Here is an 8885-nt window from a genome sequence, read left to right as displayed (position 1 = left end):
TGACCGCCACACTGATGGTTTGCCGGGCCAGCGGCAGCGACTTGCCGTCGAGCAGGTAGCGGGTCGGGTCCTTGGGGTCGAGTTGCAGACGGTAAAGGGTAAAGTGGTTCGAGGTGTCGACGGTATGCGTCCATGCCAGGTGCCGGTTGAAACCGATATTGACCACCGGCAAGCCTGGCAATGCCGCGCCCATCACATCCATCTGGCCGGGGATGGTCAACTGCATCTGGTAGAAGCGCATGCCGCCCATCCACGGAAAGTGCGGGTTGGCCAGCAACAGGCCGCGGCCATTGGCCGAACGCTGCGCGCCCACGGCCACCGCATTGCTGCCACGCTCCGTGGCAAAGCGTTCTTGCCGCGCCAGCGCAGCGGCAAAGCCGGCCGGGGCCTGCTGGCTGGCCAACGCAGGTGGTTGCGCCCCTGCCAGTGCCTCGACGAACTGCCCTGCACCGCCTTCGGCCAGCAGCCGGCGGGTGAGCTTGACCAGATCCTCGCTGCTGATCGGCCGCACCCACTCGCCCTGGCCGCATTCGGCGGGCAAACCCTGGCGGCGGCGCTCGGCCAACGCCCGGTTGTAGCCGCTCGCATAGCCCGCCAGCAGTGCCTGCACCGGTGCCGGCTGCGCCTGCAAGAAGGCATTGACCGCTGCGGGGCTGTTCAGCCAGGTGAAGAACAGGTCGCTGGCCAGGTTGTCACGCTGCTCCAGGGTCTTGCCCTTGGCACCGAAAAAGCGTGAGCGCTCGCCGCTGACGGTCAGCACTTCGTTGGCCAGCAGGCACAGATTGTCCTGGGCGTACGCATAGCCGATGCCATAGCCCAGGCCCCGCTCGTCCTTGGCGACGATGTGCGGCACCCCGTAACTGGTACGGCGGATCTGCGCACTGGCATCGGCAGAGGCGGGCTGCGCTGCTACGCCGCCGCTGAAGGCCACAAGGGCGGCAGCCAGGCCAGCGCAGGTCATGGGACGGGAAAGTGGAAACACAGGCGCTCCTCGGATTCGGGGGGTATCCCGATCAGACGAATGGCCACATGAAAATTTTACGTATTACAAGGCGATAGGACGTCTTGAAAAGGAACAGGCATTTTTTTCGCGAGTGGGTTGCAGTTTTTTCGTTCTCATTCGTCCTAGTAAGTGAGGCACCCATATTTCGGGTTCGTCCACGAAAAGGAGCATTCACATGTACAACCCGCAAACCTCGATCCAGGCCGGGCGCGTCCCAGGCAAAGCGCCCAGGGAACAGGACGTTTTTGCCGACGAGCGAATTGGCAACGAGCAGATCCGCGAGCTGCTGCGCACCTTTGGCCTGCGCACCAGCCTGATCCGCCTCAAGGTGATCGATGCCCTGCATGCCGCCGACCGCCACGGCCGTAGCATCGGCGTGCGTGGCGTGCACGCACAACTGGAACAGCTGGACATTCCGCTGTCGTTCCTGAGTGTGCGCGAAGTGCTGAAGCGGCTGTGCGCCGAAGGCGTCATCCAGCTGGGCAGCGACAAGTGCTACAGCCTCAATCCCCAGGCACGCGCCGTACTGGAGCAGGCTCTCCCGCGCTGAGCGCATGGCCGGCCATGGCTGGCCGGCCCGCACAGCCCAAGGCTTGGCTCAGGGCTTGACCTTGCGCCGCAGGATGCCGTTGATCACCACGACCACCACGGCGATGGCGATGGCCAGCATCTGGAAGGTCTGCTCACTGATCGTGCCCTGCTTCTGCAGGTGGGAAAGGCCCAGCATCAGGCCCAATACCACCAGGATGATCAGAACGGAATATTTCAGGCGCTGCACATGTGTCATCGAAGGTTCCTTGCAACATCAGGGGCAAATGGCTCGCAACGAGCGGCGGCAATGATACAACGCCCACCCGCCCCGGCGCTGCATTTCCTGCTGGGTGGGGTAACGGTAGCCTGAAAGCATGGGCCTCCCAAGCACCCATGCCGGAGGCACCATGTTCAAACCGCTGCTGTTGGCGTCACTGTTTCTGACCCCCCTCTCCCTTCATGCCCTCGATACCCGCCAGATACCTTCCGAGCAGCTGTTTCAGCTAGGCCGCGAGCTGGCTGCCCATGCAGGGGCCAGCCAATGGCAGCAAATGTGGCAGCGCGTACGCCAGGCCGGCTACTTGCAGGCCGATGGATCACCCGCTCACTTCAGCGTGCCCTTAGCCTTGCTACCCGACCTGGCCCGTCAGACCCTGGCCCAGGCCGACCAGGTGCAGGCGGTACAGCAGACCCAGGCGCTCTATCGCCGCAGTTTTGCCGACCGGGTTATCGGCCAGCGGCAGGGGGCGCCGTTGCATGCGCTGTGCCTGCTGGTTGACTGGCGCACCTTGCCACAAGGCATGGCCGACAGCCCTCGGGCCTACCTGAACAGCGCCAGCCTGCTGAGCAGCTATCCCTGCGACTGAGGGTTCTACAACCAACTGGCAAAGGCGGGATCGAGCGCATGGGAAATCAGCAACCACATACCATGGCTGAGGCCGTTTCCTACAACGGCTGACATCGATGCCCGCAAAACCTGTTCTCCGAAGCTACAACCCTCAACCTTTATGCCGCCTAGCGAGGCGCCTGTCTGTCGCAGAAAATTCAGGCACACCTTCGACATAACGCCGCGGGTGATCGGGTAGCCCATTCCACCCATCCCGAAGGAGCGTCATATGCAACTGCCAGATTTGAGCCAGATCGATATCAGCCAACTGCCCCACTCGCTGCAGGCCCTGATCGACTGCATCGGCATCGACAACGCCTACCAGCTGACCTGCGCCTACGGCGGCAGGCCCAAGTACATCCCCAAGCACCGCGAGCGCACCAAGCTCGCCGACGTACTGCCAGCCGAAGCACTCGACGCGCTGATCAAGCGCTTTGCCGGGGTCGCCCTGGAGATCCCCAAGGTCGACCATTTCCTGCGCCAGCTACGCAACCTGCAGATCCAGAAAGAAAGCGCCGACGGCCTGTCCCGCAGCCTGCTCGCCAACAAGTACGGCCTGAGCCTGCGTCAGATCGGCAACATTCGGCGCCAGGACCCTTGCGTCCGCTGAGCCCCCGTGGCTGCGATCGGCGGCCACCTTGATCCCCCGCTAGAGAGAGCACCTCGAAATGTCGATAGATAACAGCCTCATCGGCTCCGTCATCAATGCCCTGCCGATGGACCGCATGATTGCCGGCCCCCTTCAGGCAATGGTCCAGGCGCAGATAACTGCGAGTAAATCGTATGCCGATTTCCTGATGCAGGTGTGCGTCCAGGACGGCAAGGCGGTAGCCATCCAGTTTGACTACGACGAAACCATTGTCGACGAACAGGGCGCATACCAGGGCGTGGTCAGCAAGACCATGAAAGTGCCGTTGCTGGCGGCCATCACCCACCCGAACATCGCCATCGAACAAGGCACGGTCGATTTCGAACTGATCATCAACCAGATGTCGGAAGACGTCTCCGGCAAGGACACGAGCGCACAAGCGAGCGGCTCCCTGGGCTGGGGGCCATTCAAGCTGAATGTGAAGGGCAGCGTCAGCCACAAGTCCACGCAAACGCGCAAGACAGACACCCGTGCCCGCTACGCATTCAACACTACATTGAAGCGCCAGGAGCCGCCTGAAGCGGTGATGAGGGTGATCGACTTCCTCACGGACGCGGCAACCAAGCCAACCGTTGTAAAGACCGCAGCCCTGGAAAGCACCGATACGGTTTCGCAGAAAGACACCTTGAAAGAGCCCACGAATGGCATCACCCCGTCTGCTGGCGCAAAGACCCCTCCGCCCCCGTCTTTACCTTGACCGCCATCTCCTACCCCGAAACTGCCCCTCTGCGCGACGCCAGGGGGGTGTCACCTGGCCTCAGGAGCCAATCAGATGGATAAATCCCCCGCGCCGATGACTTCCATCGACCTGCGCGAAATCACTCGTGGCCTGCAAGAAGCCGCAAGCGCCACCAACAGCCTGATCGCACAGCAGTACATCAACCTGTTCGACCAGTTCTTCGAATGCGACGCCGAGGCGCTGGGCGCCCCCATGAAAGCCAAGATGGTCGAAGTGGCCATGGACAGCCAGCACATCATGCGCGTGCCCTTGTTCGCCCTGGTCTCGCCCAAAGGCCTGGCGCTGGAGCGTATGCAGGTCGATCTGTCGGTGCGCGTCAAAGGTACCGAAGCCAAACAGGCTCTGGTGCACGCTGGGGAGAACAAGACCGCCAGCTTTAAAGTCACCATCGGCGGCCAGGGTCGCCAGGGCGAAAACCGTGACCCGGACGAAGTGCAGATCCGCATGCAGTTCCAGGCCAGTGAACCACCAGAAGCACTGAACCGGCTGATCGAGGAATACACCAGCCTGATCACTCCGATACGCGCCCCCAGCCCGCCGCACCCGCCCGGTCCCGATACCGGGACCAATGAATTCATCGAGGCGGCGACCATCCGTTGACAGCCGCCCCGACGCCGCTTAGAAGTCGCGCTTGTAGAAGATGTCCAGTGAGCTGGCAAGCCCGCTGGCGGCTTCCAGGTAGACCTTCTTGCTCAGCTTGTAGCGCAACGCGATGGTGTTGGCGGGTTCGAACACCCCTACACCGTAACGCAGGCTCAGCTTCTCGGTAAGGTTACCGCTGGCGACCACGCTGGTGGTGTTGCCCGAACCTTCGGTATCCAGCTGGAAGTCGTCGATGCCCAGGCTGGACGCCAGGCTGCCGGTGATGCCGGCGCTACCGGCCAGGCCCAGGCCCAAGGCGGCCTCGGCGAGCATGTTGTTGTCCTCGCCAGAGGTCCCCAGAGGCCGCCCCAATACCAGGTACGACAGCGCCTGCTCCTGGCTCATGGCGGGCTCGGAGAACACTTTGGTAGTGGGCTGCTCGGCGCTGCCACTCAGGCGGATACCGGCAATCACGTCGTCAACCTGGCGGATGGCTTCGATGTCCAGGTAAGGCTGGTCGATGGGGCCGGCGAACAGCAGCCGCGCCCGGCGGATGGTCAGGCGCTGGCCGTAGGCACGGTAACGGCCGTCGGCCAGGCTGAGCTCGCCGCGGGTATCAAGGTTGTCGCCGATGTGCACATGGCCAAGCAGGTTGGCGGTGAGGCCAAAGCCGCTGAACGACAGCTTTTCGCGGCCCACTTCGACATCGATGTCCATGGCCATCGCCATGGGCGCTTTGCCCTCCTCGGTCTGATGGCCGACGATGACCGTGTCATCCGACACCTTGACGGTGGACGGTGGCAGCTCGCGCACAGTGATCTTGCCCTTGGGTACCTGCACCTTGCCGGTCACGGCCAGCTTGTCGTCGATCAGGCGCAACGTCAGGTCCGGAGCAACCTCAAGCGTCGCATAAGGCTCGACCGTGATCGGCAGCTGCTGGCCCTGCAAGCGCACCTCCATGCCCAGTGCCTGCCCCCAGTGGACGTTGCCGGTCAGCTGGCCACGCCCGGCCTCACCACTGCGCCAGCTGCCATTGAGCTGGACCTGCTCGCCGGCGATCAGCGCCTGCAGCGACAAGTCCTCCAGGCTGGCGGGGAGTTCCGCACCACTGATTTCGCCACCACTGAGCGCCAGGTTGCCGTTGACCTGCGGTGCCAGCAAGCTGCCTGAAAGCCGGCCACTGCCATTGAGCTGGCCTGCCAGGCGCTCGACCATCGGCACGAACGGCCGGGCTACCGACAGGTCCAGCCCGGCCAGACGAAAGTCCCCCGACAAGGGTTTGTCCTTGCCCAGCGGATCGAGCCGGGCATTGATGTTCAGCTCACCCAGGCGCTCGCCGCGAAACGCCAGGCGCGTATCGATGCGCCGCGGTGCCAGCGTGCTGTCCACACGCAGGGCCTGGTACGGGAAGTCGACCCAACGGTCCTTGTCGCGCACCCGCAAGGTGCCGCCGCTGGCGTCGATGACGATGTTGCCCTTGGGGCCGCTGGCCGGAATATCCAGGTTGATATCGGCGTTGAGCAGGCCCTGCCAGGCAAAGTCCTTGGGCAGCCACTGGGCCAGGCTGCCCAGCGGGAACTGCTTGAGGTGGTAGCGCAAGCGCGGTTCGGGGGCCAGCCGCTGGTCGTCACCGCACAAGCTGGCCTGGCCGGAGCGCCAACAATGGGCACCGAAGTCCAGCTGACCGCTGGCCAGCCGCTGCAGCCGCGCCGGGGCCTGCAACTGCCAATCCTGCCCGCCGGCCTGGATGCGTCCACTGGCCAGGCGCCCGCGCCAGTCACCTTTGTTCAGCTGGCCATCCAGGCCCAGATCGAGTTTGAGCTGCGGCCCGTCCAGTGCCAGGGTCAGCGCCTGCTGGCGAATGTCGCCTTTGCCGTTGGCCTGCAGCGTACCCAGTGCCGTATCACCCAGTTGGATACCGCTCGCCTTGAGCGCGATTACCCCGCGCTGGGCGTTGTCCAGACGCGCATCCAGATCAAGCTGTTGCAAGCGGTTTTCGGCCTGGGCCAGTCGCTGGCCCTGCAGGGTCAGGGTACCCTGCGGCGCTTGCAAGGTGCCGGCAACATCCAGCCGGCCCTTCACCTGGCCTTGCAGCCTTGGCCACAGCTGGCCGAGGCGCGGCAGGTCAAGGTCGATCCGCCCGGCCAGACGCTGCTGCAGGCTGCCACTGCCGTTGATGCGGTTGTCACCCAGCTGGATTGCCAGCGCACCGAGGGTCCAGCTCTGCCCTGAGCCCTGGGCCTGGGCCTTGAACACCGCCGGCTGGCCGCGCAGGCGGCCTTTGAGGTCAAGCTGGGCATCCAGGCTGAGCACCTCGCCCTTCAGCTCGCCCTTGCTGCGCAGCGGGCCGGCCAGGGTGCCCGGCAGCTCGGCCAGCCAATAGGCCGGGTCGAGCGCCGAAAGCTGCAAGTCGACATCCCAGGCCACGGTGTCGGCAAAGCCTATGGCGACACTGCCGGCGGCCTTGCCTTGCCCCGCGGTGAGCGTCAGCTGCGGCAGCTTCACCTGCGCCAGGTCACCCTCGAACGGGCTCGCCAGGCTGAACGCCCCCGCCGGGCCGTCCAGGTCACCATTGAAGCTGCCCTGGTAGTTGCCGTCGCGATAATGCACCTGGGCATTGAAACGCTTGAGGGTGACTTCGGGCGGTGTTTCCAGTGGGTACAGGCGCAACCACGGGAAGTCCTGCCAGTCCAGCTGCGCGTCGGCAGTCAAGGCCTGTTGCCAGTCGGCGGTGGCTTGCAGCTTGACCCGTTGGGTGTCGCTGGCGTTCAGGTCCAGCGCATCGAGCCTGGCGCCTTTGCTGTCGACCCGCCCGGACAATGCCAGGGCGATCGGTGATTGTTCCGCCGGCAGGCTGGCCGACCCTGCCAGCGCATAACCCTTGAGCAGATCGCCCTTGGCATCGAGCGTGAGCTGGTTCAGCTGAAGGGTGTCAGGCAATGACCCGGCCGGTTTGAAGGCCTCCGAGCGGATCTGCAAGGTAGCCGGCAGGTGCTCGGCCAACGCCTGCAACTGGCCGGTCAGCGTCGCATCGAGGTAGCCACTGCTGGTACCGGCCAGCTTCAGGGTCTTTTGCAAGTCCCCCGTTGCAGTCAACGCCAGCTGCCAGGGCTTGTCCTCTACCGCAGGCAGCTGCAGCTGCGCCTGCAGTTGCACCGGCCAGTCACCTTCGGGCTGCAGATCGCCCTGCAGGTTCAATTGCAGGTCATCGCGCTGCAGGTGCAGGCTGTCGATGCGCATCCCGCTAGTGGTCCAGTGCGCTGCCAGTTGCAAATCGCCCAGCAGGTCGCTGCCATCCAGGCGCAGCTGGCCAACCTTGACCTCCCCCAGCTCAATGGCCAACGGCAGGCGCAGTGCCGGCAACTGCAGCGGACCACTGTCCGCCGCCTGGTCACTGGGCGCAAACGCCATGTCGATGCGCTGTGCCTGCAAGCGGTCGATGCACAGGGTGGCGCGCAGCAGGCAGGTGGGCGACCAGGCGAGCACCGGGGCTTGCACCTCTACCGTGCTGCCGCTATCGGCCCAGCGCAGCTGGCTGGCCTGCCAGCTGCCCGCCAGACGCCCCTGGAAGTCGCTGACTTCAAGCCCGGGCACCTGGCCCAGCGCCCAGCGGCTGCCCGCCTCGGTCCCCAGCAAAAGCCCCAGCGCCATGCCCAGGCTTGCGGCTACTCCCAGCAGGCCCAGCAAAGTGTATTTGATCACGCGCTTCACAGCTCAGGCCCCATGGAAAAGTGCAGGCGAATTCCCCCGTCGTCATCCAGTGCCTTGGCCAGGTCCAGGCGCAGTGGCCCCACCGGCGACACCCAGCGCACACCAAAACCGACACCGGTCTTGAGGCTGGGCAGCTCCAGGTCGTTGAACGAATTGCCCTGGTCGACAAAAGTTGCGATCCGCCATTTTTCGGTCAGCGAGTACTGGTACTCGACGCTGCCGGCAACCAGATAACGGCCGCCGATGCGGTCGCCGTCGCTGTTCTTCGGCGACAGGGTCTGGTAGTCGTAGCCGCGCACGCTCTGGTCGCCACCGGCGAAGAAACGCAGCGATGGCGGAATGTTGTTCTTGAAACCATTGGTCGCGCTGCCCCCGAACTGCACGCGGCCGAGGAAGCGGTGGTTGTGGCCGAGCGTGGTCAGCCCCTTGAGCAATACGTTGCCATGCAGCAGGTTGGTATCGGAAACCAGCCCCTCCTTGGCCACCTGGGCGTCGAACTGCAGGCGGTAGCCGTTGTGCGGGTCGATGCGGTTGTCACTGCGCAGGAAGGAATAGCTCACCCCAGGCATCAACAGGTTGCTCAGCCCGGAATCGTCGCCCAGGCGATATTCCTCACGCTGGTACTTGAGCGAAATCACCCGCTGCCAGCCGCTGGGCAGCTTGCTGTGCCATTCGGGCCCGACGGTCAGCAGCTTGCTAAGGGTGTCGGTACCGGCGAGCTCCTCGTTCTGGTAGCCGCCGGCAAAGCGCAATTTGTCGGTCAGCGGTGGGTCGAGGGGTATGT

At 64.3% G+C, this 8885-nt stretch carries 9 protein-coding genes; 5 read left to right on the top strand and 4 right to left on the bottom strand.

Annotated elements, in window-relative coordinates; genetic code table 11:
• On the bottom strand, positions 1 to 961 hold a 961-nt coding region (locus HP546_RS21205; protein ID WP_172229121.1), incomplete at its 3' end, for a penicillin acylase family protein.
• A gap of 217 nt (positions 962 to 1178) precedes the next feature.
• On the opposite strand from HP546_RS21205, the gene HP546_RS21200 reads away from it, so the two are divergent.
• Entirely contained in the window at positions 1179 to 1553 is a 375-nt protein-coding gene (locus HP546_RS21200; protein ID WP_172229111.1) for a fe2+ zn2+ uptake regulation protein, read from the top strand.
• Between the two features lie 48 nt (positions 1554 to 1601).
• Here the strand turns inward: HP546_RS21200 and HP546_RS21195 are convergent, their stop codons facing one another.
• Positions 1602 to 1790, bottom strand: coding sequence for a hypothetical protein (locus HP546_RS21195; RefSeq protein WP_172229109.1), 189 nt, complete (start codon positions 1788 to 1790; stop codon positions 1602 to 1604).
• 151 nt (positions 1791 to 1941) lie between these two features.
• On the opposite strand from HP546_RS21195, the gene HP546_RS21190 reads away from it, so the two are divergent.
• From HP546_RS21190 to HP546_RS21175, 4 genes are all read left to right on the top strand, one after another.
• Complete coding sequence (locus tag HP546_RS21190; protein WP_172229107.1) at positions 1942 to 2400, top strand: hypothetical protein; 459 nt, start codon at positions 1942 to 1944, stop codon at positions 2398 to 2400.
• A gap of 249 nt (positions 2401 to 2649) precedes the next feature.
• On the top strand, positions 2650 to 3030 hold the full coding sequence (locus tag HP546_RS21185; protein ID WP_172229105.1) for a Mor transcription activator family protein: 381 nt from the start codon (positions 2650 to 2652) through the stop codon (positions 3028 to 3030).
• 58 nt (positions 3031 to 3088) lie between these two features.
• Positions 3089 to 3766 (top strand): DUF2589 domain-containing protein, encoded by a 678-nt coding sequence (locus HP546_RS21180; protein WP_172229103.1) that lies wholly within the window; start codon positions 3089 to 3091, stop codon positions 3764 to 3766.
• A gap of 75 nt (positions 3767 to 3841) precedes the next feature.
• Positions 3842 to 4408: a DUF2589 domain-containing protein gene (locus HP546_RS21175; RefSeq protein WP_172229101.1), complete on the top strand. Its 567-nt coding sequence runs from the start codon at positions 3842 to 3844 to the stop codon at positions 4406 to 4408.
• An 18-nt stretch (positions 4409 to 4426) separates the two neighbouring features.
• Here the strand turns inward: HP546_RS21175 and HP546_RS21170 are convergent, their stop codons facing one another.
• Both HP546_RS21170 and HP546_RS21165 read right to left on the bottom strand, forming a co-directional pair.
• On the bottom strand, positions 4427 to 8101 hold the full coding sequence (locus tag HP546_RS21170; protein ID WP_172229099.1) for a translocation/assembly module TamB domain-containing protein: 3675 nt from the start codon (positions 8099 to 8101) through the stop codon (positions 4427 to 4429).
• A partial coding sequence (locus HP546_RS21165; protein ID WP_172229097.1) for an autotransporter assembly complex family protein occupies positions 8098 to 8885 on the bottom strand: 788 nt, incomplete at its 5' end. The genes HP546_RS21170 and HP546_RS21165, both read right to left, overlap by 4 nt.

The sequence above is a fragment of the Pseudomonas sp. CM25 genome, assembly GCF_013179705.1.
Lineage (GTDB): Bacteria > Pseudomonadota > Gammaproteobacteria > Pseudomonadales > Pseudomonadaceae > Aquipseudomonas.
Note: the sequence above shows the minus strand (reverse complement) of the source record. Positions and strands in the feature narration are given on the sequence as shown.